Origin of the sequence: Variovorax paradoxus, from assembly GCF_024734665.1 — a bacterium.
GTDB lineage: Bacteria > Pseudomonadota > Gammaproteobacteria > Burkholderiales > Burkholderiaceae_C > Variovorax.
Map to the genome: position 1 here is coordinate 5,325,656 of NZ_CP102931.1, position 23,654 is coordinate 5,349,309.

The window sequence follows — 23,654 nt, forward strand, 5'->3', positions numbered from 1 at the left end:
TCTGAAATAGATTTTCATATTGGATGGATACTCGCGGATCTCTTCTACCGCTCACTTCAACCTCAGGAGCCCTCCCATGCCTCTCGAATACCTCGGCGCCCCACCCCTTGCCTCCGACCGCCAGGTTCGCCCCTTCTCCCCGGCCGTGCGCGCCGGCGACTTCGTCTATGTGTCGGGCCAGGTGCCTGCAAACAAGGACGGCGAGATCGTGGTGGGCGGCATCGAGGCGCAGACGCGCCAGGTGATGGAAAACCTCAAGACCGTGCTCGCACTGGCCGGCGCCACGCTCGACGACGTGTGCAAGAGCACCGTGTGGCTGCAGGACGCGCGCGACTTTGGTGCCTTCAACCGCATCTACATGAGCTACTTCGGTGAAAACAAGCCGGCGCGCTCGACGACCGAGGCGCGGCTGATGGTCGACGCCAAGGTCGAGATCGACGTCGTCGCCTACAAGCCCAAGGCCTGATCAGGCCTGCAGTTCGGTCTTGCGCTGGATGATGCGCGAGACCAACCCGTACTCGACGGCCTCCGTGGCCGAGAGCCAGCGGTCACGCTCGATGTCGGCCAGCACCACGTCGATGGGCTTGCCGGTTTCGCGCGCGATCTCGTGCGCGATGCGCTGGCGGGCCTTGATGATTTCCTGCGCCTGGATGGCGATGTCGGTCGCCTGCCCGCCCGCGCCGCCGCTGGGCTGGTGGATCAGGAAGCGCGTGTTCGGCAGGCACACGCGGCGCTCGCGCGGCGCCGCCAGGAACAGGTGCGTGGCCGCACTGCCGACCCAGCCGGTGCCGATCATGTTCACCGGCGCACTGATGAAACGCACGATGTCGTGGATGGCATCGCCCGACTCCAGATGCCCGCCCGGCGAGCTCACGAGGATGTCGATGGGCTTGTCGGGGCTGTCGGCGTCGAGTGCGATGAGCCGGCGCGTCACATCGGCCGCCACCGAATCGCTGATGGTCCCGAAGATCAGCAGCGTGCGCGACTTGAACGCCTTTTCCTCCAGATAGGAGTTGCGCGGCTCGGCGGTGGCGGCGGGCTTGGTGTCGTCGTCGGATTCCATTGAAAACATGGGCTGCATGGAGAAAGCTCCTGTGGTTGAACTGTCTTGACGAACAAGCCCACAGTTTCGTGACATTGCGCGCTATGGCAAGCTGCGGCGATGCTCGATGAACGCTATCTCTCGCAATTCCCGGCGCTGCGAAGCCGGCTGGTTCGCGCGGCGGCGCGAATGCTGGGTGGTCCGGCGGATGCCGAAGACGTGGTGCAGGAAAGCTACCTGCGCGCGCTCGAGGCTGGCGGCATGCCCGAGCCCGACTCGGTGCAGGCTTGGCTGACGACGGTGATGCAGAACCTGGCCATCGACAAGTTGCGGCGGGAGAACTGGATGCAGCGGTGGTTGCGGGATGCTGAAGGGCTTGCGCCCGAAGCACCTTCGGCGGAGACCGATGCGGCGCAGGCCGAGGAAGCCGATCACGCGTTGCGCCTGCTGGCCGACCGCCTTACCCCAACCGATGGCGCCGCGGTGCTGCTTCGCGAAGTCTTCGAACTGAGCTACAGCGAGATCGCCGAGGCCACCGGAAAGACCGAAGCCAGTTGCCGGCAGCAGTTGCATCGCGCCCTGATGCGCTTGCGCAGCGGCGAAGCACCGTCATCGGAGCGTGTGCGAGACGAAGCCGAAACGGAGGCGGCGCTTCACCTCTATCGCCAATCGCTGCAGAACCGCAGCGCGAAGGTGCTGCTCGCCATGCTGCACCAGCCCAGGACGCGCGCTGTCGTGCGTTCAGCAGCAGCAGCAGCAGCAGCGACAACGGCACCGAATACCGTCTGCCAAGTCACTCACGTTGGCGGGCAGCTCGGCCTCGTGCTGACGCTGGGCAACCAGTTCGTCTGCGTGCTGCCGTTGGGCACGCGGAATGTGCACGAGGAGTCGCCGGCCTGACGGTCGCGCGAAACTGGTCCGGCGGCAGAATCCGGCAATGAACAAAAGCTTGTGGGGGATGACGGGAGCGCTCTTCGGCGGACTTTGGATCGCAGTGTTTTTTGCTGCATTTAGCACATTGGCACTCATCCAAGAGACGAAGAGAGAAGATCTCTCGCCCACTTCAGGGCTGTTCATCGGTGTCGAGCCGGGAAGCGGACGGGCGCGATCTACAAACTACGCGGTCATCGAATCCGATGGCCGCTCCCAACGGCTCTCCATCCACGCATGCGAACAACAGATCGCTCGACTGCCAAAGGGCACCATGGTCTCCGTGCTGCACGATGACCACCAGCTCTTTGAGATCACTGCCAATGGCCAGGCGCAATGCACCTATGCGTCCACTGTCCAGGCCTTGGCACAAGCGCGGAGCAACAACCTGCGCTGGACGCTCTCGGGCGCGACGGGTGGCGCCCTGTTGGTGCTGCTGGCAATCTGGTCACGCTGGCGGACCAGCCGCCACCTGACACAGCTCCGAGCCGTTATGCAGCGCCGCGAAGCCGGTGGCGCAGACCGATAGCGACTCAGCCCGCTAGCCGCCCCGCCACCAACTGCAGCACCCGATCGCACCGCTTCGCCAGATCCTGGTCATGCGTGACCATCACGAACGCAGTGCCATGCCGGTGCGCAAGTTCGAGCATCAGCTCGAACACCGTGTCCGCCGTGCTGCGGTCGAGGTTGCCGGTGGGCTCGTCGGCCAGCACGCAGGCCGGTTTCGTGACCAGCGCGCGCGCAATCGCAACCCGCTGGCGCTCGCCGCCCGACAGCTCGGCCGGCCGGTGATGCAGGCGCTGGCCCAGCCCCACGCTCTCGAGGATCTTCGTGGCCGACTGCGCGGCCGCATGGGGCTCCACGCGCCGGATCTTCAGCGGCATGGCCACGTTGTCGAGTGCGCTGAACTCGGGCAGCAGGTGATGGAACTGGTAGACGAAGCCCAGGTGCTGGTTGCGCAGCCGCCCCTGCTCCGCCGCATCGGCGTGCGCGATGTCCTTGCCCAGCAGTTCGACCTTGCCGGCCGTTGGCTCGTCGAGCCCGCCCATCAAATGCAGCAGCGTGCTCTTGCCGGAGCCCGAGGCGCCGACGATGGCCAGCGTTTCGCCGGCATGCACGTCGAGGTCCACGCCGTGCAGCACGGTCAGGTCGAGCCGGCCCTCGTGGAACCGCTTTGTCAGTCCACGGGCCTTCAATACAACTTCACTCATAGCGCAAGGCCTCAGCCGGGTTCACGCGGCTGGCGCGCCAGCTCGGGTACAGCGTGGCCAGAAAGGCCAGCACGAGGGAGATGATTGCAATGGGCATGATGTCGCTGCGCTGCGGATCGCTCGGCATCTTGCTGATCAGGTAGATGTCCTTCGGCAGGAAGCTCGCGTGGAACAGCTGCTCCAGGAAGGGCACGATCACGTCGATGTTGTAGGCGATGCCCAGCCCCAGCAGCAGCCCGGCCACGGTGCCGATCACGCCCACCATCGCGCCCTGCACCACGAAGATGCCCATGATGCTGCGCGGCGAGCTGCCCAGCGTGCGCAGGATGGCGATGTCGGCGCGCTTGTCGGTCACGGTCATCACCAGCGTGGAGACGAGGTTGAAGGCCGCCACCGCCACGATCAGCGTGAGGATGATGAACATCATGCGTTTCTCGACCTGCACGGCCGCGAACCATGTCTTGTTCTGGCGCGTCCAGTCGCGGATGAGGAACTCGCCCGGCAGGGTCACGGCCAGCTGGTCGGCCACGTCGCGCGCCTCGTTGAGGTTCTTGAGCTTCAGGCGGATGCCGGTCGGCCCTTCGAGGCGGAACACCTTGGCCGCGTCCTGCTCGTGGACCATGGCCAGCGCCGAGTCGTACTCGTAATGGCCCGAATCGAAGGTGCCGACCACGGTGAACTGCTTGAGCCTCGGCACCACGCCCGCCGGCGTGACCTGCCCGCCCGGCGCCACCAGCGTGACCTGGTCGCCCGGCTGCACGAAGAGCGAGCGCGCCAACTCGGCGCCGAGCACGATGCCGAACTCGCCCGGCACCAGCTTGTCGAAGGTGCCCTTCGAGGCGATGCCGTTGATGTCGGTGACTTCGGGTTCGAGCTTGGGATCGATGCCGCGCACGATCGTGCCCTTCATGTCCTCGCCGCGCGCAATGAGCGCCTGCGTATTGATGAAGGGCGCCGCGCCGACCACCTCGGGGTTCTTGCGCGCTGCGGCCATGATCTGGTCGAGGCTCTGCAGCGCCTGCCCGTCGCGCGAGAAGATCTCGATGTGCGACACCACGCCGAGCATGCGGTCGCGCACCTCCTTCTGGAAGCCGTTCATCACACTGAGCACAATGATCAGCGCCGCCACGCCCAGCGCGATGCCGAGCATCGAGACACCGGAGATGAAGGAGATGAAGCCGTTGCGCCGCGTCGCCCGGCCTGCGCGCGTGTAGCGCCAGCCGAGCTGCAGTTCATAAGGAAGTCGCATAGGGGCGGAATTGTGGCATCCCGGACTCCCTGGGGCTTCCCGGACAATAGGGAGATGGCCGAAACCCTCCCACGTCACTTGTTGATCCCCTTTGCCGGCCGCGGTTCCCCGGCATGCCGCGCGGCGCTGCCGACGCTTCGGCTCCCCAATCTCGAAACCCTGCTGCAGCGCCTCACCCTCGCGGACACCGACACACAAGACGAAAGCACGCGCTCGCCTCCGCATGAACGCGCGCTGGCGCAGGCGCTGGGCATCGCGGCCGCCGACGGCTGCATCCCCTGGGGCGCGCTCGACGCGCGGCGGCTGGGCATCGCCGCACCCGGCGACACCGAAGGCTGGGGCGTCGTCATGCTGTGCAACTGGCAGGTCGGCATCGACGACGTGGTGCTGGGCGACCCCGCCGCCATAGAAATCGACGCCGACGAATCGACCGCCCTGCTGGAAGCCGCACGCCCCTTCTTCGAGGAAGACGGCATCGTGTTGCACCCCTCCCCTGTGCCCGGCCGCTGGCTGGCGCGCGCGCGCATCTTCGACGGGCTGGCAACCGCCTCCATCGACCGCGCCGTGGGCTACCCGATCTCGCAATGGTCGCCGCTGGCCGATGCCGCGCGGCCGCTGCGCCGGCTGCAGAACGAAATGCAGATGCTGCTGTACACGCAGCGCGTGAACGACGACCGCGCCGCGCGCGGCGTGCCACCCATCAATTCGTTCTGGCTCAGCGGCACCGGCGCGCTGAACAAAGAAGCCGCACCTGCCGCGGCACCGACAGTGAGCGACGCCCTGCGCATCGCCGCCCTGCGCGACGACGGCATGGCCTGGGCCGCCGCCTGGCAGGAGCTCGACGCAGGCCCCGTCGCCGCACTGCTGGCCGACTACACACGCGGCGACGCCGTGTCGCTCACGCTGTGCGGCGACCGCACCGCCCAACGCTACACCGTGCAGCCGCGCGGGCTGGCCGGCTGGGCCAGGAGCCTGTTCGACCGCAAGCGGGCCGCCACCGTGCTGGAGGCGCTATGAAGATCATCGCCCGGGAGATCCCCCCGCGCACCGTCTGGGCGCTGGAGCAGGCCGGCGTGCATCCGCTGCTGGCAAGGCTCTTCGCCGCGCGTGGCGTGCGCGCCAAGGAAGAGCTCGACGACGGCCTCGCACGCCTGCTGCTTCCCGACACGCTGCGCGGCACGCACGAGGCCGCGGTGCTGCTGGCCGACGCCATCGCCCAAGACAAGCGCCTGTGCATCGTCGCCGACTACGACTGCGACGGCGCCACCGCCTGCGCAGTCGGCGTGCGCGGCCTGCGGCTGCTGGGCGCCAAGCACGTGAGCTACCTCGTGCCCGATCGCGTGGTCGACGGCTACGGCCTCACGCCGCCCATTGCCGAGCGCGTGGCCGACAGCGGCGCCGACATGCTGATCACCGTCGACAACGGCATCGCCAGCGTCGAAGGCGTGGCCGCCGCCAAGGTGCGCGGCCTGCAGGTGCTGGTGACCGACCACCACCTGCCCGGCCCCGAGCTGCCCACGGCCGACGTGCTGGTCAACCCGAACCAGCCCGGCTGCGAGTTCGAGAGCAAGAGCATCGCCGGTGTCGGCGTGATGTTCTATGTGCTGCTCGCACTGCGCTCCGAGCTGCGCAGGCGCGGCGTGTTCGACACGGCCACGCAGCCCAAGCTCGATGTGCTGCTGCCGCTGGTTGCGCTCGGCACCGTGGCCGACGTGGTGAAGCTCGACGCCAACAACCGCCGCCTTGTGGCGCAAGGCCTGCGCCGCATCCGTGCCGGCACGATGCCCGCCGGCGTGGCCGCGCTCTTCAAGGCCGCGGGCCGCAATGCATCGGCGGCCACCACCTTCGACTTCGGCTTCGCACTCGGCCCGCGCATCAACGCCGCCGGCCGGCTGGCCGACATGACGCTGGGCATCGAATGCCTGCTGACCGACGACGCAGGCCGCGCCGAAGAACTTGCGCGCATGCTCGACGGCATCAACCGCGAGCGGCGCGACATCGAGGGCGGCATGCGCGACCAGGCGCTGCTGCTGGCCGAATCGCTGTTCGCCACCGATGGCGAAGGCATCGAAGCCCCGCCGCCGGCCATCAGCGTGTTCGACGCGGGCTTTCATGAAGGCGTGGTGGGCATCGTGGCCTCGCGCATCAAGGACCGCTTTCACCGCCCGACTTTCGTCTTCGCCGCGAGCGGCGCGCCGGGCAAGGAACAGGAGCTGAAGGGCTCGGGCCGGTCGATTCCCGGCTTCCATCTGCGCGACGCGCTCGACCTCGTGGCCAAGCGCCATCCGGGCGTGCTGCTGCGCTTCGGCGGCCATGCGATGGCGGCTGGCTGCACGGTCGCGCGCGAGCACTTCGAGACTTTCGAGAAAAGTTTCGCACAGGTGGCCGGCGAATGGCTGGCCGAGGCCGCGCTCACGCGGCAGATCGAGACCGACGGGCCGATCGAGCGCGAGTACATGCGCATCGACCTCGTCGACACGCTGCACCGCGAGGTGTGGGGCCAGGGCTTTGCGCCGCCCACTTTCAGCGAAGAAGTGGAAGTGGTGTCGCAGCGGCTGGTGGGCGAGAAGCACCTGTCGCTCAAGCTCAGGCACCAGGGTCAGCCTATCGACGCGATCTGGTTCAGCCACACCGAGCCGCTGCCGCCGAAGGTCAAGCTGGCGTTCCGGCTCGATGCCGATGAATGGCAGGGCGTGCGCAGGCTGCGCTTCCTGGTCGAAGGCGCTGAGTTTTAAGGGGCCTCGATGTTCGACGGCGTGAGCTACGGCCTGCTGGCTGGCCTGACGACCTGCGGCCTGGTGCTGCTGCTGGTGTTCGGCATGAAGGTCCACGGCTGGTACGCGTTGAGCTGCGCGTGCGCGCTGGCGGCCTTCGCCGGGTTGAACAGCCTCGCGCCTTCCGCGCAATTCGCGCAATGGCCCGCGGCGGCGCTGGTGTTGTGGACAGCATGCCGTCTGCAGTTCGTGCGGCAATTGCTGCGGCTGGAAGATTTCGCGCCTCGACTCGACCGGGTCGCGCAGGCAACGCTGGTCATCTTCGCGATCGCCACGCTCTATGCCGCGCTCGAAACGCAGCGCCTGTGGACACTGCACATGGTGCAGGCGCTGGCTGTGGCTTCCACCTTGATCCTCGCGGCGGGCGCTGTGAAGGTGCTGCGCCGCCAGCCGTGGCCGGCAGCGCTGTTCCTGGCCGGCGCGGCACTGCTGCTCGGCGGCCTCTCGGCCACGCGGATGTCGGCCTGGATCGGGCCGGCGTGGGCGCCGCCCCAGCCGAACCTGGTGCAGGCCGCGGTGATCGCCGAACTGGTGGTCTTCATCTTCGCGCTCGGCATGCGCCTGCGGGGCGATAGCGCCGGCGAGGCACGCACGCAGCAGAAGGCGGGAGACTCGGGCACCGACGCGCTCACCGGCGCCGCCAGCCGCGCCGGCTTCGAGAAACGCGGCGAGGAATGGCTGCACGACGGCCGGCCTTTCTCGCTGATGCTGATCGACCTGAACGGCTTCGAGGCCGTGAACAAGCGGCATGGCCGCGCGGGCGGCGACGCGGTGCTGGCCGCCATCGCCCAGCGCCTGCGCGAGCAGGTGCGCGCCGACGACATGGTCGCCCGGCTCGGCAGCGACGAGTTCGCGATTCTTCTGGTCGGCAGCCCGCCGCGGCAGAAGCTCGCGGAGATGGCCATCCGCATCGAGACCGCAGGCGCCAGGCCGGTGGCCTACGAAGGCCGGTTGCTCGCGGGCGGCGAGCTCAGCATGGGCATTGCCTGCCACCCCGCCGACGGCAGCACGCTGGCCGGCCTGCTCGAATCGGCCGGCCGCGCGCTTCAGCATTGCAAGCGGCAGCGCATGGGGCCGGCCTACGTCTTCGCGGGGGAACATGCGGGCGGCGCGACGGCACGTGAATGATTTCTTCGTAAGCGTTGTCGCACGGAGCGAAATCTTCTTGCTGTGGAGGGGCCGAGCTTTCATGCAGGCCCTTTATCCTTTGCGGCGAACTCACAGGAGGATGTTTTTTCCATGCGCCGCTTTGAACTCATCGAGGGAACCGCCAGCAAATTCTGGGAAATCGAGCAGGCAGACACCGAGCTCAACATTCGCTGGGGCCGCATCGGCACAGCGGGCCAGAGCCAGACCAAGTCGTTCGACGACGCCACCAAGGCAGGCACCGCGCTGACCAAGCTGGTGACCGAGAAGACCGGCAAGGGTTACTCCGAAGTAGGCGTGGCCGCCAGCGCGGCCATCGGCAAGACCGAGGCGAAGCCGAAGGTGGAGAAGCCAGAGCCAGCGGAAAAGCCCCCTACGCCGACGGCCGTCGCCGCCAGCACCACGGCCGCGGATGCGGCACCCACCGAAGGCATCGACAGCCAGGCTGACCGCGTCTTCGAAACCGTGCGCGCGCAGATCGAAGCCGGCACGCTGACCTCCAGCGACACGCTATCGGCCGGCACTCTCAAGCGCCAGCACGGCGTGAGCGAGCAAGGCGCGGCGCTCGCCTTCAAGCGGCTCAAGAATGAGGGCCTGCTGTCAGGCTGGGGCACCAGCTGCACGCCGGCCAAGGACGCCCAGGCCATCGCGAAAGCACTGGGCGCCGCAGCGCCGAGCGCATCGCACGCAGCCCCCCTCGCGACCGGCGCCGAAATGCCCGCGAGCGCCGACACCCCGCCCTGGCTCGCCGCCGGCACGCCCATACGGCTCTCGCCCGACATGCAGCGCGAAGCCTTCCCGTCGCGCCGTTTCCCGCCGAAGCCCTTCGAAGAAGTGGTGAGCGTGGCCGCAGCCTGGCTGCCGGTGCGCCGCAAGCTCGAACTCAACGTCAACATGACCGGCACCGATGCGGCCCTGCAGGCGGCCACGCAGCGCATGATCGACCGCAGCACGCAGCCCAACCCCACGGCCGATGTTGAGGCCGACACCGTGCTGCTGGCGCTCGCGCTGGGCACCGGCGGCCACTACAACGTGAACGAGACGGGCACCGTGCTGGTGAACTACCTCGTCAAGCAATACGGGCTGCCGGACACCATCGACATGGCGCTGGCCGCGCAGCAGATCGAAGTGCAGACCGCCTACGACCGCGCGACGAAGAAGCACCAGAGCAGTTTCAGCGCCACCGTCACCCGCCAGACAGGCAGCAGCTACTACGGCCCGCTGGGCGAAGGCGAGCAGGCGCTGCGCGCGCACCTGGCGCTGGCCGCCCCCGAGGTCTGGCAGGACTGCCGTGACCGCATCGAAGCCGGCCTGCCCAGGGTGCACCTCAGCCGCCAGCCCGCGCTGGCAATGCTGCTGCCCGATGCGCCCGAGATCTCGAACACGCTCGTGCACACGCTCGCGGCCGACAAGAACACGCCCGAGACGATGCACTGGCTGCAACTGACAGCCACCGACCCCGACGCCATCGCGCTGGCCGCGAAGGTCCGCCTGAGCTATTCGACCGGCTTCTGGGGCAGCGGCCCCATGACGAGCACGCTGGTGCAGGAGCGTGGCCTGGACGCGGTTGCGGTACTGGAGCGCGGCGCCGCCACCGACGATGCGGGCGATGCGCTGGCGTGCATCGGCACGCCCGAAGCCGTGCAGGCGCTGGCCCGCGTGGCGAGCAATTCGAAGGGTGCGCTGGCGCGGCTGGCGCTGGCCGTCGACCGCTGGCCGATGGCGGCCATTCCCGCGCTGTCGCGGCTGGTCGCGGCGGGCGGGAAAGACGCCAACCTCGTCACGCCCAGCCTCACGCGCCTGCTGCGCGCGCATGGCTCGGCCCTGCCGGCCTTGCGGCCCTGGCTCGATGCCGGCGCTCAGGCGGTGATCGACCGGCAACTGGCCCTGCTGGCCGGCCCCACCGAGGTGGCCGACGCGAGCGAGCTGCCCGGCGTGCTGGCCGCGCCGCCATGGCTCGCCAAGGTGCAGAAGAAGGCCGCAGGCGCGCTCGTGCTGGAGCCGCTGGCGCTGGCACCGGTGGAGCAATGGGGCGAAGGCGAGCGCGAGAAAGCGCTGCGCCTGAACTCGTGGCAGACCGGCCGCCATGACGCCGCACGCAAGAACACCGAGGCGCTGCTCAACGAGCTGGGTTTCGACGAGAAAAAGGGGGAGGCCATCGGTCCGCTGGGCAAAGCCGCGGCCGCCGCCATCAAGGCCGGCGATGCCGAGGGCCTGATCTCCAACTGGCGCGCCATGGTGGCCGAACGCAAGAAGGCGCGCTACTACTGGTTCACCTTCTATCCGAGCTTCGCGACGCTGCTGCCAGCCGCCATCGGCGTGCCGTTCTGGAATGCGATCGCGGGCGAAACCGAGAGCGACAGCATCGGCATGATGCTGGCCACGCACGGCCTCGCCGTGCTGCCGGGGCTGGTGGCCATGGTGCGCTCCAAGCCCACCGACAACCTCTCGTACGCCCTGAACTACGGCGCAGCCGAGCTGGCCATGCCGGCCGCGCGCGCCTTTGCCAAGCTCAAGACGCTGCGCGCCGAAGGCCGCGAATGGCTGCTGAAGTACCCGCAGCACGCCGCCGCCGGCCTGATCGGGCCCGCGCTCGGCAAGCCCGGCGAGGCGCGCGACTGCGCGGGCTCGGCACTGCGCCTGCTGCAGGCCAACGGCCACGAAGCGCTGCTGCTCGACGTGGCCGGCCGCTACGGCAAGCCCGAGGTGGTGGAAGCGCTGCGCGCCGTGCTCGACGAAAGCCCGCTCGACCGCTTCCCCACCAAGCGCGCGAAGCTGCCCGAGTTCTGGCAGCCGCGCGGCTGGCGCCGGCCCACGCTGAAGAACGGCAAGGCCCTGCCCGACGACACGCTCGACAACCTCGGCCAGATGCTGACCTTTCCGACCAACGAGGAAATCTACGGCGGCATCGCCGTGGCCAAGGAGGCTTGCGACGCCGACTCGCTCGCCGAATTCGCGTGGGACGCCTTCACCGCCTGGCTCGAAGCCGGCGGCCCGAGCAAGGAAGGCTGGGCGCTCACCGCGCTCGGCTTCTTCGGCAACGACGACACCGCGCGCAAGCTCACGCCCTTCATCCGCGCCTGGCCGGGCGAGGCCGCGCATGCACGCGCCGTGACGGGGCTCGACGTGCTCGCCACCATCGGCAGCGACGTTGCGCTGATGCTGCTCAATGGCATTGCGCAGAAGGTCAAGTTCAAGGGCCTGCAGGACAAGGCGCGCGAGAAGATCGACGCCATCGCCGAGGCGCGCGGCCTCAGCACCGAGGAGCTCGAAGACCGGCTCGCACCTGACCTCGGCCTCGACGAGCAGGGCACGATGCGGCTCGACTTCGGCCCGCGCGCCTTCAAGGTCGGCTTCGACGAAACGCTCAAGCCCTACGTGCGCGAAGCCAGTGTTGACGGCGCCGACGGTGTCGACGGCGCGCGCCTGCCCGACCTGCCCAAGCCCAAGAAGACCGACGACGCCGAACTCAGCAAGGAAGCGGTCGAACGCTTCAAGCTGCTGAAGAAGGACGTGCGCACCATCGCCAGCCAGCAGCTGCTGCGCCTCGAAGTGGCAATGTGCGCGCGCCGCCGCTGGACGCCCGAGGTGTTCCGCATGTTCCTGGTCGAGCACCCGCTGGTGCGCCACATCGTGCAGCGGCTGATCTGGGGCGTGTACGCGGTGCAAGGCAGTGCCAGCTACGGCGGCACGCTGCAGGCCTGCTTCCGCGTGGCGGAAGACGGCAGCTACACCACGGCGGAAGATGATCCGTTCGAACTGCCCGAGGGCGAGAACATCCGCATCGGCGTGCCGCATGCGCTGGAGCTGCCAGCCGCCGACGCAGCGGCCTTCGGCCAGGTGTTCGCCGACTACGAACTGCTGCAGCCCTTCGCGCAGATCGGCCGCGACATCTACACGCTGACCGACGAAGAGAAGAAGAGCCTGAAGCTGGAGCGCTGGAAAGACGCCAAAGTGCCCACCGGTCGCGTGCTGGGGCTGGCCAACAAGGGCTGGCGCCGCGGCCAGGCGCAGGACGGCGGCTGCATCTGGTACTTCAGCAAGCCGCTGGGCACGGACCGCGTGATCGAGCTGAGCCTGGACCCCGGCATCATCGTCGGCATGGTGGACGAATACCCCGAGCAGACGCTGGGCCAGGTGCAGGTGGGCAAGCCCTCGGGCTGGGGCGACATGCGCGATGCCGAGGCGCTGCACCAGCTCGATCCGATTTCCGCCAGCGAACTCATCCGCGACATGGAAGGCCTCAGGGCATGAGGCTGCGCCCCTGGATGCTGGCCACGGGACTCGCTCTGGCTGTGGCTGCGGCCGCAGCCCAGGGCACGGCGCCCGAGGTGCCGGCACGGGTGCGTACGGTGGCGACCGGCGGTGAATGGCTCTCGCCGAAAGGCGGCGGCGTGCTCCGCGTCGTGATTGCCGACGAGGGCTTCGAGCATGTGCACTCGCGCCTCTGGATCGAATGGCTGGCCATCGACGAGCGCGGCGCGCCACGGCGAACGGCCCGGGTGCTCGTGAAGGAACTGTCGAACGGCATGGCCGTGCTCAGGCTGGACGACCGGGGCGAGGCTTTCCAGGGCGGCCGAATCCGGCTGCGGTCCACCCACACCTATTCTCAAGACACCACGGACATCACGATCGAGACCGGCAAGCCCGGTCACTACAGGATCCTCTAGCTTCACCCCCACCCATCATGGCCACTTCCAGCAAGTCCTCCCCAGACACCGGCGCATCGAACCTGCAGCGCCCGCCAGCCGAGATCCTGTACGCCGCACAGCTCGCGCGGCTGCAGGCGCAAGACAAAGACCCGCGCCCGCCCGGCTGGGTGCTCGGCCTGAAGGCCGCACGCTCGTTCATCCTCGGCGACGTGGCGCTCGACATCGCGCCCAAGATCGTCGCGCCCGTGGCCAGCATCGAGCGCATGCTCGTCACGCTGGCTACCGGCCGCGGGCTGATGCTGGTGGGCGAGCCGGGCACGGCGAAGTCGATGCTGTCGGAGCTGCTGGCCACGGCCATCTCGGGCATCTCGACGCTCACCATCCAGGGCGGCGCGTCGATCACCGAAGACCAGATCAAGTACGGGTGGAACTACGCGCTGCTCATCAACGAAGGCCCGAGTCCGCGCGCGATGGTGCCGGCGCCGCTGTACCTCGGCATGCAGCAGGGGCAGGTGGTGCGCTTCGAAGAAATCACGCGAGCGCCGCTGGAAGTGCAAGACTGCCTGCTCGGCATGCTGTCGGACCGCGTGATGGCGGTGCCCGAGCTGTCGGGCGAGCACGGCATGCTCTATGCGCGCGAGGGCTTCAACATCATCGCCACCGCCAACACGCGCGACCGCGGCGTGAACGAGATGAGCGCGGCGCTGAAGCGGCGCTTCGACTTCGAGACGGTGTTTCCCATCCTCGACTTCGACCGCGAACTGGCGCTGGTGCAGGAGTCGTCGACGCGGCTGCTCGCGCAGAGCGGCATTCCGAAAACCGTGCCAGCACCTGTGCTGGAGCTGCTGGTGTCGACCTTCCGCGACCTGCGTGGCGCGCCGACCAAGGGTGACAACGGCAACGCAGGCGATGCCGCGATGGACCGGCTCACCGCCGTGATGTCCACCGCCGAAGCCGTGAACGTGGCGCATGCGGTCGGCGTGCGCGCCTGGTTCCTAGAACAGCGCGAAGGCTCGCCCGCTGACCTTGTCGATTGCATCGCCGGCACGGTGGTGAAGGACAACGCGGACGACCGCGCGAAGCTGCGGCGCTACTTCGAGCAGAAGGCCGCCAAGCGAAACGGCGCCCACTGGCGCGCCTACTACGAAGCACGCCACCGTCTGCCCTGAACACGCGCCGATGCAGCAACCCCATATCGTTGGCGTGCGCCATCACAGCCCGGCCTGCGCGCGGCTGGTGGCCGAGCGCATTCGCACGCTGCGCCCGGCGTACGTGCTGATCGAAGGCCCGGCCGATTTCAACGAACGCCTCGACGAGCTGTACCTGCCGCACCAGTTGCCGGTGGCGATCTACAGCTATCTCTCGGGCGACCAGACGCACCGCGGTTCGTGGTCGCCCTTTGCCGAACATTCGCCCGAGTGGCAGGCGCTGCAGGTGGCGCGCGAGGTCGGCGCCACCGTGCGCTTCATCGACCTGCCGGCCTGGCACGACGCCTTCTCGCGCATGGAGAACCGCTACGCCGACGTGGCCGACCACGAGCACGAGGAGCGCGCCGAAGCCTACGAGCGCGCGCTGACCGAAAAGCTCTCGGTGCAGGGCCGCGATGCGCTGTGGGACCACCTGTTCGAGGACGGCTGCGATGCGGCTGAGCTGGCGCAGCGCCTCTTGACCTATTTCGACCACCTGCGCGGCGAGGACCGGGGCTCGCAAGGCAACCAGGCACGCGAGCAGATGATGGCGCGCTGGATCGCCTGGGCGATGGCGCAGCCGGGCGAACCGGGCCGGGCGCAGGCACTGGTGGTGTGCGGCGGCTATCACGCGCCCGCGTTGGCGCGGTTGTGGCAAAGCGTGCCGTCTGAACTGCCCGCCACGCCACAGCCCTCGCTCGAATCCTCCGACGATGAAGAAGCGCCGGGGACGCCCGACCCCGAGGCCACGCTGCGCTTCGGCTCCTACCTCGTGCCCTACACCTTCAAGCGCCTCGACGCCTTCGCGGGCTACGCATCGGGCATGCCCTCCCCGGCCTACTACCAGTGGGTCTGGGACCATGGCCCCGAAGGCGCCGCACACCGCGCGCTGCAACACGTGATGCAGCGCCTGCGCGAAAAGAAACTGCCCGCCTCCACCGCCGACCTGATGGCCGTGCACCTGCGCGCGCAAGGACTCGCGCGGCTGCGCGGGCACGAGAAGCCGCTGCGCTCCGACTGGCTCGACGCGCTGGCCGGCGCGCTGGTGAAAGACGCGCTCGATGCGCCCCTGCCCTGGACTTATCGCGGCGCGATTCGCCCCGGCACCGACCCCGTGCTGGTGCAGGCGATGGACGTGCTGGCCGGCGACACCGTCGGCCGCCTCGCGCCCGGCACGCCGCAGCCGCCGCTGGTGGCCGCCGTGCAGGCCGAGCTCGCGGCGCATGGCATCGTGCTGCGCGGCCAACTCAAGCTCGACCTGCTGCTCGAAACCGACCGCGCGAAGAGCCGCGTGTTGCACCGACTGTCGGTCCTGCGGCTGCCCGGCGTGCGCCGCACGCAGGGGCCGAAGCTCGCGATGTCGGGCGAACGCACCGAACTCTGGTCGCTGAGCGAGCCGCTGGAGCAGCAGGCCGCGTTGATCGAGGCCGGCGCCTGGGGCGCGAGCCTGCACGATGCGGCGCGCGCCCGGCTCGAAGACGATCTGCGCCAGGCCCACGGCCGCATCGGCCCGCTGGCCGACGGACTCAACCAGGCCGCGTGGGCAGGACTGTCGGCGCTCAGCGATGCGCTGCTGCGTGAGTTGCGCGGCGCAATTGCCAGCGAGCCGCGCTTCGAGGCGCTGGGCCCTGCGCTGTCGGTGCTGCACACGCTGCTGCGCCACGGCCAGATGCTGGGCATGGCCGATGCGCCGGTGCTGCGCGTGGTGATCGAATCGGGCTTCGACCGTGCGCTGTGGCTGCTGGAGCCGCCCGCCGCCATCACACCGGCAGACATGCAGGCGCACCTCGAAGGCCACCTCGCGCTGCGCCGGATCGTGGCCGATGTGCTGGCCCATGCACAGGACAACGCGCACGATGCGCATGCGCCGTCGCTGCTCGATGTGGAGCCGGCCCGCGCGCTCGCCGTGTGGCAGCGCAAGGCCGCCGACACCAGCGCCGCACCCGTGAGCCGCGGCGCGGCGCTGGGCGCAACGCTGAGCCTCGCTGGTCGGATTACCGATGCCCAAACGCACAGCGATCACGGCGTGAGCGAAGCCATGCAGCTGCTGCACTCGCTGCCCGCGCCGGTGCTCGGCGACGCGCTCACCGGGCTGCTGGCGCTGGCGCGCGAAACGCTGTCGTCCGAACCCGCTTTCGTCGCCGGCATGGACCGCACCGTACAGGCGCTGGACAACGCCGACTTCGTGCGCGCCATGCCCAGCCTGCGCGCCGCCTTCGCCTGGCTGCCGCCGCAGGAGCGCGGGCTGCTGGCCGACCAGGTGCTGGCGCTGCACGATGCCACGCACCTGTCGCGCCGCGCGCTCACGGCCCATCGCACGGGCGAGGCTGCGCCTGAGCAGCTGGCCGAAGCACGCAGCGTGGAAGACGCCGTGCTCGCGCGCCTCGCAGCCTGGGGCGTGACACTGGAAGACGCGCAAGGAAGGCCCCACCCATGAGCCTCGACATTCCCGATCCGCTTCAGCGCTGGCGCCTGTTGCTGGGCGACCCGGCCGAATCGGCCTGCGGCAGCCTGAGCGCCGAGGCGCAGGCCGCCGATGCCGCGCTCGACTGGCTCTACGGCCGCGACGGCGACCGCGCGACCCGTGGCGAACGCAGCGCGGGCCTGGGCCCGTCGGCGCTGACCACGCCGGACTGGATCAACGCCATCCACACGCTCTTTCCGAAAGAAGTGATCGAGCGGCTGGAGCAGGACGCGGTCGAGCGCTACGGCATCGACGAGGTTGTGACGAACCTCGAAGTGCTGGAGCGCATCGAGCCTTCGGAATCGCTGCTGCGCGCGGTGCTGCACACCAAGCACCTGATGAACCCGCAGGTGCTGGCGGCCGCGCGCAAGCTGGTGGCCGAGGTGGTGCGGCGCATCATGGAAAAGCTCGCCACCGAAGTGCGCCAGGCCTTCAGCGGCAGCCGCGACCGGCGCCGCCGCTCGCGCATGAAGGTGGCGCGCAACTTCGACTTCAAGCAGACGCTGGCGGCCAACCTTCACCGCTACGACCCGCAGCGCCGCAAGCTCTACGTGGAACGGCCGGTGTTCATCAGCCGCACCAAGCGGCATGCCGAGCCTTGGGACATCATCTTGCTGATCGACCAGAGCGGCTCGATGGTCGACTCGGTGATCCACAGCGCGGTGATGGCCGCCTGCCTGTGGCAGCTGCCCGGCATGCGCACGCGGCTCGTGGCCTTCGACACCGCGGTGGTCGACCTGACCGCCGACGTGTCGGACCCGGTCGAGTTGCTGATGAAGGTGCAGCTGGGCGGGGGCACCGACATCGCCAAAGCAGTGGCCTATGCGCAGTCGCTCGTCGCCAATCCGCGCAAGAGCATCGTGGTGCTGGTGAGCGATTTCTACGAAGGCGGCAGCGAGCATGAACTGGTGCGCCGCGTGAAGGCGCTGGTCGAGTCCGGCGCGAAGGTGCTGGGGCTGGCTGCGCTCGACTCGAAGGCCGAGCCCAACTACGACCGCGAGATGGCGGCGCGGCTGGTGCGCGAAGGTGCGCAGATCGGCGCGATGACGCCGGGCCAGCTCGCCGGCTGGCTGGCCGAGAAGGTGCAGGGATGAGCGGCTCCACGACAACATGGCGCACCGACCTGCTCGAGCTGACGCCCGAAGCGCTGACGGCGCTGGCCAACGCGGGCTTCGTCAAGCGCGCGCAGAAAGACGTAGCCGCCGGCCTGCTGCCGAAGTTGGAGACCAACGCCGACGGCGTGGTGCAGGCGCAGTTCGACGACGGCGTGCGCACCAGCCTGCCGCCGGGGCGCACGCTGCGCGATGCGCAGTGCAGTTGTCCGGCCAGCGGCATGTGCCGGCATCGGGTGATGCTGGTGCTGGCTTACCAGGCACAAGCTGCGTCGGAAAAAGCCGATGCGCCGGCAGCGGCCGACGAGGTTTCAGCGGAGCCGGACGGTGCATGGAGCCCCGCGCAGTTCGACGATGCCGCGCTGGCCGCGAGCCTCGCGCCCTCGGTGCTCGAGCAGGCGAACAAGCTCGCCGCCGCACGCCCGGTGGTCGGCGTGCAGGCCTGGCGCAGCGCCAGCGCGCCGCCCGTGGCGCGGCTGCCGATGTGCAGCGTGCGCTTCTTCTCGCGCAGCTCGCTGGTTCATGCGCGCTGCGATTGCAAGCAGGGCAGCGGCTGCGCGCACGTGGTGATCGCGGTGTGGGCCTTCCGGCAGGCCGGCTCGCTGGCGCCCGGTTCGGCGGAGGTGATGGTCGAGGTGCAGCCGTCCGCATCGGCGGGCATGGATGCTGCGGAACCCGCGCCGCTGCCCTCAGCCATGCAGGGCGAAGCCGCGCTGACCCTGCGCACGCAGATCGACGCCCTGCTGCTGTCGCTCTGGCTCGACGGTTCCAGCCAGCCGCTGATGGCGCTGGCGGCCCGCTTCGAGGCCGTGCGCAGCCAGACGCGCGCGCTGGGCTGGAATTGGATCGACGACGCGCTCGACGAGCTCTGGCAGCTGCTACAAGCCCAACAGGCGCGCAGCAGCCGATTCGAGCCACTGCGGCTGGTGCGCGTGCTGACCGAGCTGTGGGCGCGGCTGCAGGCGGCGGCGCATGCCGGGCGGCCGCAGGATGGCTCCGCACGGCCAGCGCTGCCGGCCAGCCAGATCCTAGGCATCGGTGTGAAGGGCGAGGTCGCACTCGACCATCTGCGGCTGGTGTCGCTCGGCGCGGAGCTCTGGTCCGACGAGACGGCCGAAGGCGCGAACATTCTCTTTGCCGACCCCGACACGCAGAACGTGACCGTACTGGAACGCCAGTGGTCGCGCGAGGCCGACGCCGCAGCCGGCGGCGCGGCACCCAACCTGCTGAACCGGCGTGTCGCGGGCTTTCCGCTGCGGCAGCTGGCAAGCGGACAGGTCATCACCAAGACCGCGACGCGGCGCGCCAACGGGCTGGTCGACATCACGGCAGGCGCGCGGCAGACCGGCGTACTGCCGCTGTCGCCGAAGTCGTGGGACGACCTGGTCGCGCCGCTGCGGCAGGACAGCGTGGCGGGGCTGGTGGCGCATCTGAAAGAAGCGCAGCCCGATTTCGTCCGGCCGCGGCAGGCGGCGAGTGGCGCATCGGCTGGTGCCTCAGGGCAGCTGCATGTGGTGGCGTTCGAACGCATGGATGTGGCGTCTTGTCACTGGGATGCGGCGGCGCAGGTGCTGCATGCGCGGCTTGGACAGGCGGTGGCGGACGAGGCGAGCGAAGCCAAGGCCGAAGACGCGCAGCTGCATCTGGCGTTGCCGCATCGCGCGGCCACACCTGGCGCCGTCGATGCGCTGGCCCGCACGCTTGCCGGCGAATACGGCGCGCTGCGCGCCGTGGCGGGCACGGTGCATCTGCAGGGCAGCCAGGCGGTCATGCAGCCTCTGAGCCTGCTGACGGCACAACGCGCAGTGGTGCTGCAGGTCGAAGCGGTCGCACCGAAGCCGCTGGATCTGGAAAGCGACGCCGAAGAAGTACCCGCACTGAACGCGCTGGCCGGCGATACGCTGGAACTGCTGGCGCTGTGGCTGCGACAAGGCCTGCGCCATCAGGGCGGTGGCGCAATGTCGAAGGCGCAAGCGCAGGTGCTGCGGTTGAAGCAGGCCGGGCTGGGGCGAGGCGCAACGCTGCTGGAGGCCGTGCTCGAAAATTTGCGCTCGGCGCAACGGCCGGCGCTGGTGGCACAGCTGGCAATGCTGGGCTTGCTGATGCAGGGCGTGGCGCAATCGGCCTCGGCATGAAAAAACCCCTGAGCCGGTTCAGGACTCAGGGGTTCTTTGCTTGGTGCCGCTTGTCGGAATCGAACTGACGACCTTCCGCTTACAAGGCGGGTGCTCTACCAATTGAGCTAAAGCGGCGAAATTCCAGTGCGTGATTCTAGTAGCGCCAGCCGGCATGGCCGGCTGCTCGCTCCTGCCGCTACTTGACGCGCTTGAGCGAGGGCCTGGTGCCGCCACCGGCCGGCGGGCGCGGCGGCTCGTCGACCGGATCAGCGGGCGAGCCCGCATCGACCGTTTCGTCGCCGTCCTCGCCCGTCACCAGGTGAACGATCTTGCCGGCATCGCCTTCGGTGCCGCGCGAGGCGTCACGCAAGGGCATGCGGGCCGGACCCTGGGGCGAAGGCGTGGAAACCGGGCCATCGCTGCCATCGTGCTCCGAGGGAACCGACGGTGCCGGCGCGGGAAACGCCATGCCCTGTCCGTTTTCGCGTGCGTAGATGGCAATCACGCGCCCAACCGGCACGCTGATTTCACGCGCCGTACCCGCAAAACGGGCCTTGAACTCGATGAAGTCGTTGCCGAGCTTGAGCGAGCTGGTCGCGTCGAAGCTGATGTTGAGCACGATCTCGCCGTTCTTCACGTACTCGCGCGGCACCTGCACGGTGTCGTCGACCTGCACCGCGACATAGGGCGTGAACCCGTTGTCGGTGCACCATTCGTACAGCGCCCGGATGAGGTACGGGCGGGTGGAGGACGACTCGAGCGCGTTGATCATGAAAAACTGCGGGAAGCGATGGAAGCAGGCACGAAGCTTACTTACTTTCGCATGACCTTTTCAGAAGGCGTGAGTGCTTCGATGTAGGCCGGGCGCGAGAAGATACGCTCGGCGTACTTCAGGAGCGGTGCCGCGTTCTTGCTGAGGTCGATGCCGTAGTAGTCGAGGCGCCACAGCAGCGGCGCGATGGCCACGTCGAGCATCGAGAAGTTGTCGCCCAGCATGTACTTGTTCTTGAGGAACACGGGTGCCAGCTGCGTGAGACGGTCGCGGATGTGCGAGCGGGCCTTTTCCAGCGCCTTCTCGTTGCCCTTGGTGGTGCGGTTCTCGAGCGTCGAGACATGCACGAAGAGTTCCTTCTCGAAGTTGAGCAGGAACAGGCGCACGCGGGCGCGGTCGACCGGGTCGCCGGGCATCAGCTGGGGATGCGGGAAGCGCTCGTCGATGTACTCGTTGATGATGTTCGACTCGTACAGGATCAGGTCGCGCTCGACCAGGATCGGCACCTGGCCGTACGGGTTCATCACGCTGATGTCTTCGGGCTTGTTGTAGAGATCGACGTCGCGGATCTCGAAGTCCATGCCCTTTTCGAACAACACGAAGCGGCAGCGGTGGGAAAAGGGGCAGGTCGTTCCTGAATACAAGACCATCATGGCGAGAGACTCCTAAAAATCAAAAAGAGTGGGTCGCGTTGGCAACCCACTCTGTGGGACCGGATGCCCGAGGGTATCCGGTCGGCGTGGACGGAACTACTTGACGTCTTTCCAGTACGAGGCGTTCAGTCGCCACACGAATACCACCGACATGGTCAGGAACAGCAGCACCCACACGCCGATGCGGATGCGGGTGTTCTGTGCCGGTTCGGCCATCCATTGCAGGTAACTCACCAGGTCGCCGACCGCATTGTCGTACTGCACGGGCGTCAGGGTGCCGGGAGTGACTTGCTCCCAGCCCTTGAACACTTCGGTTTCGTGGCCGTGCTGTTCGACCTTGGTGTAGACCGGGCGGCGTTCGCCTTGCAGTTCCCACAGGGGGTTCGGCATGGCGACGCTCGGGAACACGAGGTTGTTCCAGCCGGTGGCCTTGGTGTCGTCGCGGTAGTAGGTGCGAAGGTACGTGTAGAGGTAGTCGGCGCCGGTGCCGCCGTGGCCGGCGCGCGAGCGGGCGACCAGCGTCAGGTCGGGCGGCGTGGTGCCGAACCATTCCTTGGCCTGGCGCGCATCGATGTTGGCCTTCATGGTTTCGCCGACCTTGTCGGTCGCGAACAGAAGGTTGTCCTTGATCTGCTGCTCGGTGATGCCGATGTCCTGCAGGCGGTTGTAGCGCATGAAGGCCGCCGAGTGGCAGTTCAGGCAGTAGTTGACGAACAACTTCGCGCCGTTCTGCAAGGCAGCCACGTCGGTCGTCTTGTTGGGCGCCTTGTCCCACGCGATGCCTTCGGACTCGGCCGATGCCGCCGCGGAAAAGGTCAGGCCCAGTGCGAGACCCAGGACCGCGAGCCAGCCGGAAATGCTTTTCTTCATCGTGTTTCTCTCAGCTCTCTTGCGCTTCTGGTTCTCAATGAGCGGCGAAGACCACGCGCTCGGGCACGGTCTTGAACTCGCCCTTGCGGCTCCACCACGGCATCAGCAGGAAGAAGCCGAAGTAGAAGAGCGTGCCGATCTGCGAAATGGTCTGCGCGATGTCGAGGGCGAAAGAGCCGATGACCAGGTTGCCCCAGACGCCAGGCGCCTGGATGCCCAGGTAGCCCAGGATCAGGAAGAAGAACACGAACACGCCGTACACATACTTGTGCCAGCCCGGACGGTAGCGGATCGACTTGACTTCGCTGTGGTCGAGCCACGGCAGGAAGAACAGGATGATGACCGAGCCGCCCATGATGACCACGCCCCAGAACTTGGCGTCGAAGTTCTTGAGCAGGAAGATCACGACAGCCGCCACGACCACGCCGGCGATCTTCAGGCCCATGCCCGACTTGCCCTTGACGAGGTTCCAGATGGCGGCCGCGGCGACGATGAGCGCGAACACGTTGACCATGTCGTCGGTGGTCGCGCGCAGCATCGAATAGAACGGCGTGAAGTACCAGACCGGCGCGATGTGGTTCGGCGTCTTCAGCGAATCGGCCGGAATGAAGTTGTTGTATTCGAGGAAGTACCCGCCGGCTTCAGGGGCGAAGAAGATCACCGCCGAGAAGATCGTGAGGAACACCACTACGCCGAAGATGTCGTGCACCGTGTAGTACGGATGCGACGGAATGCCGTCCAGCGGATGGCCGTCGGGGCCGCGCTTGGCCTTGATCTCGATGCCGTCGGGGTTGTTCGAACCCACTTCGTGCAGCGCGATCAGGTGGGCCACCACCAGGCCGAGCAGCACCAGCGGCACGGCGATCACGTGGAAGCTGAAGAAGCGGTTCAGCGTGGCGTCGCTCACCACGTAGTCGCCGCGGATCAGCAGGGCCAGGTCAGGGCCGACGAAGGGAATGGCGGCAAACAGGTTCACGATCACCTGGGCGCCCCAGTAGGACATCTGGCCCCAGGGCAGCAGGTAGCCCATGAAGGCTTCGGCCATCAGGCACAGGAAGATCGCGCAGCCGAACACCCAGATCAGCTCGCGCGGCTTGCGGTAGCTGCCGTACATGAGGCCGCGGAACATGTGCAGGTACACCACGATGAAGAACGCCGAGGCGCCCGTCGAGTGGATGTAGCGGATGAGCCAGCCCCACGGCACGTCGCGCATGATGTACTCGACCGATGCGAACGCCTGGTTCGCGTCGGGCTTGTAGTGCATGACGAGGAAGATGCCGGTGACGATCTGGATCACCAGGACCAGCATGGCCAGCGAGCCGAAGATGTACCAGAAGTTGAAGTTCTTCGGCGCGTAGTACTTGCCCCACTGGTCGTTCCAGAGCTTGCTGAGCGGGAAGCGGTTGTCGACCCAGTTCAGCAGCTTCTCGCTGGCAGGAGCGTTGGGGGAAATCTCGTGGAATTCAGCCATGTTC

The 23,654-nt window shown here is 68.1% G+C and carries 19 protein-coding genes and 1 tRNA gene; 12 read left to right on the forward strand and 8 right to left on the reverse strand.

The genetic code is table 11. The features are described 5' to 3' along the window. Window positions 1-76 precede the first annotated feature (76 nt). Window positions 77-466 (forward strand): RidA family protein, encoded by a 390-nt coding sequence (locus NWF24_RS25180; protein ID WP_093048728.1) that lies wholly within the window; start codon window positions 77-79, stop codon window positions 464-466. Here the strand turns inward: NWF24_RS25180 and NWF24_RS25185 are convergent, their stop codons facing one another. Beyond that, the gene (locus NWF24_RS25185; RefSeq protein ID WP_371127339.1) at window positions 467-1,081 is read right to left on the reverse strand and encodes an ATP-dependent Clp protease proteolytic subunit; all 615 of its coding nucleotides are present in this window, start codon (window positions 1,079-1,081) and stop codon (window positions 467-469) included. Between the two features lie 81 nt (window positions 1,082-1,162). Here NWF24_RS25185 and NWF24_RS25190 point away from each other — a divergent pair, with 81 nt between their 5' ends. Further along, window positions 1,163-1,942, forward strand: coding sequence for a sigma-70 family RNA polymerase sigma factor (locus tag NWF24_RS25190; RefSeq protein WP_258350931.1), 780 nt, complete (start codon window positions 1,163-1,165; stop codon window positions 1,940-1,942). A gap of 37 nt (window positions 1,943-1,979) precedes the next feature. Then, window positions 1,980-2,501, forward strand: coding sequence for a hypothetical protein (locus NWF24_RS25195; RefSeq protein WP_258350932.1), 522 nt, complete (start codon window positions 1,980-1,982; stop codon window positions 2,499-2,501). Between the two features lie 4 nt (window positions 2,502-2,505). On the opposite strand, the gene lolD is transcribed toward NWF24_RS25195, so the two are convergent. Both lolD and NWF24_RS25205 read right to left on the reverse strand, forming a co-directional pair. Next, entirely contained in the window at window positions 2,506-3,183 is a 678-nt protein-coding gene (lolD, locus tag NWF24_RS25200; protein ID WP_093048718.1) for a lipoprotein-releasing ABC transporter ATP-binding protein LolD, read from the reverse strand. Continuing rightward, complete coding sequence (locus tag NWF24_RS25205) at window positions 3,176-4,432, reverse strand: lipoprotein-releasing ABC transporter permease subunit (protein ID WP_258350933.1); 1,257 nt, start codon at window positions 4,430-4,432, stop codon at window positions 3,176-3,178. Before NWF24_RS25205 ends, lolD begins: the two co-directional genes overlap by 8 nt. A gap of 54 nt (window positions 4,433-4,486) precedes the next feature. Between NWF24_RS25205 and NWF24_RS25210 the strand changes: the two genes are divergently transcribed. From NWF24_RS25210 to NWF24_RS25250, 9 genes are all read left to right on the forward strand, one after another. After that, entirely contained in the window at window positions 4,487-5,449 is a 963-nt protein-coding gene (locus NWF24_RS25210) for a hypothetical protein (protein ID WP_258350935.1), read from the forward strand. Then, window positions 5,446-7,167, forward strand: coding sequence for a single-stranded-DNA-specific exonuclease RecJ (gene recJ / locus NWF24_RS25215; protein ID WP_258350936.1), 1,722 nt, complete (start codon window positions 5,446-5,448; stop codon window positions 7,165-7,167). The genes NWF24_RS25210 and recJ overlap by 4 nt, the downstream gene beginning before the upstream one ends. A gap of 9 nt (window positions 7,168-7,176) precedes the next feature. Next, window positions 7,177-8,334, forward strand: a complete 1,158-nt coding sequence (locus tag NWF24_RS25220) for a GGDEF domain-containing protein (RefSeq protein WP_258350937.1) — start codon at window positions 7,177-7,179, stop codon at window positions 8,332-8,334. Between the two features lie 111 nt (window positions 8,335-8,445). Next, the gene (locus NWF24_RS25225) at window positions 8,446-12,606 is read left to right on the forward strand and encodes a WGR and DUF4132 domain-containing protein (protein WP_258350938.1); all 4,161 of its coding nucleotides are present in this window, start codon (window positions 8,446-8,448) and stop codon (window positions 12,604-12,606) included. After that, window positions 12,603-13,022, forward strand: coding sequence for a hypothetical protein (locus NWF24_RS25230; protein ID WP_258350939.1), 420 nt, complete (start codon window positions 12,603-12,605; stop codon window positions 13,020-13,022). The genes NWF24_RS25225 and NWF24_RS25230 overlap by 4 nt, the downstream gene beginning before the upstream one ends. Before the next feature lie 17 nt (window positions 13,023-13,039). Beyond that, a complete protein-coding gene (locus NWF24_RS25235; RefSeq protein WP_258350940.1) occupies window positions 13,040-14,173 on the forward strand; it encodes an ATP-binding protein in 1,134 nt (377 codons plus the stop codon). A 10-nt stretch (window positions 14,174-14,183) separates the two neighbouring features. Further along, on the forward strand, window positions 14,184-16,628 hold the full coding sequence (locus NWF24_RS25240; protein WP_258350941.1) for a DUF5682 family protein: 2,445 nt from the start codon (window positions 14,184-14,186) through the stop codon (window positions 16,626-16,628). Next, on the forward strand, window positions 16,625-17,749 hold the full coding sequence (locus NWF24_RS25245) for a VWA domain-containing protein (RefSeq protein WP_258350942.1): 1,125 nt from the start codon (window positions 16,625-16,627) through the stop codon (window positions 17,747-17,749). Before NWF24_RS25240 ends, NWF24_RS25245 begins: the two co-directional genes overlap by 4 nt. Continuing rightward, on the forward strand, window positions 17,746-19,902 hold the full coding sequence (locus NWF24_RS25250) for an SWIM zinc finger family protein (protein WP_258350943.1): 2,157 nt from the start codon (window positions 17,746-17,748) through the stop codon (window positions 19,900-19,902). Before NWF24_RS25245 ends, NWF24_RS25250 begins: the two co-directional genes overlap by 4 nt. A gap of 41 nt (window positions 19,903-19,943) precedes the next feature. Here the strand turns inward: NWF24_RS25250 and NWF24_RS25255 are convergent. The 5 genes from NWF24_RS25255 to NWF24_RS25275 all read right to left on the reverse strand — a co-directional run bounded on the left by NWF24_RS25255 (window position 19,944) and on the right by NWF24_RS25275 (window position 23,650). Further along, window positions 19,944-20,019: transfer RNA gene (locus tag NWF24_RS25255), tRNA-Thr, on the reverse strand. 61 nt (window positions 20,020-20,080) lie between these two features. Next, on the reverse strand, window positions 20,081-20,656 hold the full coding sequence (locus tag NWF24_RS25260; protein ID WP_258350944.1) for a ClpXP protease specificity-enhancing factor: 576 nt from the start codon (window positions 20,654-20,656) through the stop codon (window positions 20,081-20,083). 41 nt (window positions 20,657-20,697) lie between these two features. Further along, the gene (locus NWF24_RS25265) at window positions 20,698-21,309 is read right to left on the reverse strand and encodes a glutathione S-transferase N-terminal domain-containing protein (protein WP_007835362.1); all 612 of its coding nucleotides are present in this window, start codon (window positions 21,307-21,309) and stop codon (window positions 20,698-20,700) included. Window positions 21,310-21,405: 96 nt separating this feature from the next. Further along, entirely contained in the window at window positions 21,406-22,179 is a 774-nt protein-coding gene (locus NWF24_RS25270) for a cytochrome c1 (protein WP_258350945.1), read from the reverse strand. A 34-nt stretch (window positions 22,180-22,213) separates the two neighbouring features. Next, complete coding sequence (locus NWF24_RS25275; RefSeq protein ID WP_093048679.1) at window positions 22,214-23,650, reverse strand: cytochrome b; 1,437 nt, start codon at window positions 23,648-23,650, stop codon at window positions 22,214-22,216. Between the last annotated feature and the right edge of the window lie 4 nt (window positions 23,651-23,654).

Excerpts from the sequence above, each read along its gene's own strand:
- NWF24_RS25190 (WP_258350931.1), top strand. The coding sequence starts at position 1,163 with ATGCTCGATGAACGCTATCTCTCGCAATTCCCGGCGCTGCGAAGCCGG.
- NWF24_RS25260 (WP_258350944.1), bottom strand. The coding sequence starts at position 20,656 with ATGATCAACGCGCTCGAGTCGTCCTCCACCCGCCCGTACCTCATCCGG.
- NWF24_RS25275 (WP_093048679.1), bottom strand. The coding sequence starts at position 23,650 with ATGGCTGAATTCCACGAGATTTCCCCCAACGCTCCTGCCAGCGAGAAG.
- NWF24_RS25250 (WP_258350943.1), top strand. The coding sequence starts at position 17,746 with ATGAGCGGCTCCACGACAACATGGCGCACCGACCTGCTCGAGCTGACG.
- recJ (WP_258350936.1), top strand. The coding sequence starts at position 5,446 with ATGAAGATCATCGCCCGGGAGATCCCCCCGCGCACCGTCTGGGCGCTG.
- NWF24_RS25270 (WP_258350945.1), bottom strand. The coding sequence starts at position 22,179 with ATGAAGAAAAGCATTTCCGGCTGGCTCGCGGTCCTGGGTCTCGCACTG.
- NWF24_RS25220 (WP_258350937.1), top strand. The coding sequence starts at position 7,177 with ATGTTCGACGGCGTGAGCTACGGCCTGCTGGCTGGCCTGACGACCTGC.
- NWF24_RS25235 (WP_258350940.1), top strand. The coding sequence starts at position 13,040 with ATGGCCACTTCCAGCAAGTCCTCCCCAGACACCGGCGCATCGAACCTG.
- NWF24_RS25185 (WP_371127339.1), bottom strand. The coding sequence starts at position 1,081 with ATGCAGCCCATGTTTTCAATGGAATCCGACGACGACACCAAGCCCGCC.
- NWF24_RS25245 (WP_258350942.1), top strand. The coding sequence starts at position 16,625 with ATGAGCCTCGACATTCCCGATCCGCTTCAGCGCTGGCGCCTGTTGCTG.
- NWF24_RS25195 (WP_258350932.1), top strand. The coding sequence starts at position 1,980 with ATGAACAAAAGCTTGTGGGGGATGACGGGAGCGCTCTTCGGCGGACTT.
- NWF24_RS25180 (WP_093048728.1), top strand. The coding sequence starts at position 77 with ATGCCTCTCGAATACCTCGGCGCCCCACCCCTTGCCTCCGACCGCCAG.
- NWF24_RS25240 (WP_258350941.1), top strand. The coding sequence starts at position 14,184 with ATGCAGCAACCCCATATCGTTGGCGTGCGCCATCACAGCCCGGCCTGC.
- NWF24_RS25210 (WP_258350935.1), top strand. The coding sequence starts at position 4,487 with ATGGCCGAAACCCTCCCACGTCACTTGTTGATCCCCTTTGCCGGCCGC.
- NWF24_RS25265 (WP_007835362.1), bottom strand. The coding sequence starts at position 21,309 with ATGATGGTCTTGTATTCAGGAACGACCTGCCCCTTTTCCCACCGCTGC.
- NWF24_RS25225 (WP_258350938.1), top strand. The coding sequence starts at position 8,446 with ATGCGCCGCTTTGAACTCATCGAGGGAACCGCCAGCAAATTCTGGGAA.
- lolD (WP_093048718.1), bottom strand. The coding sequence starts at position 3,183 with ATGAGTGAAGTTGTATTGAAGGCCCGTGGACTGACAAAGCGGTTCCAC.
- NWF24_RS25230 (WP_258350939.1), top strand. The coding sequence starts at position 12,603 with ATGAGGCTGCGCCCCTGGATGCTGGCCACGGGACTCGCTCTGGCTGTG.
- NWF24_RS25205 (WP_258350933.1), bottom strand. The coding sequence starts at position 4,432 with ATGCGACTTCCTTATGAACTGCAGCTCGGCTGGCGCTACACGCGCGCA.